The sequence below is a fragment of the Streptomyces sp. a15 genome (genome assembly GCF_059026085.1).
Genome location: NZ_JBWLKM010000301.1, coordinates 1 through 344, shown reverse-complemented (window position 1 = coordinate 344; position 344 = coordinate 1). Strand labels below are relative to the sequence as shown.

Sequence of the window (344 nt, the reverse complement as noted above, 5' to 3'; positions counted from 1 at the left end):
CCGGCCGCGAACGGACAGGCCACGAACCGCTCGGCGGACAGTGCGGCCCGTCCCGGATAGCCACGGGCGAGACCGGCCCCGGCGACGTACAGCTCACCGGTCACACCGGGCGGCACCGGCTGGAGGAAGGAATCGAGGACATACACCTGGCGGTTGTTGAGCGGCCGGCCCAGCGGCAGTACGTCACCCTGCTCCTCGCCGGGCTCGAACAGATGCCAGGTGGCGCACAGGGAGACCTCGGTGGGGCCGTACAGATGCCGCACCCGCACCTCGGGGCAGGCCGCGCGCACCCGCTCCACCGCCTCCAGTGGCACGACATCACCGCCGGTCAGGACCTCACGTGC

Annotated in this window: 1 protein-coding gene; it reads right to left on the bottom strand. The window is 72.1% G+C overall.

The genetic code is table 11. The annotated features are described in order from the left end of the window. A partial coding sequence (locus AC5P09_RS52230) for an AMP-binding protein (RefSeq protein ID WP_493880667.1) occupies positions 1 to 344 on the bottom strand: 344 nt, incomplete at both ends.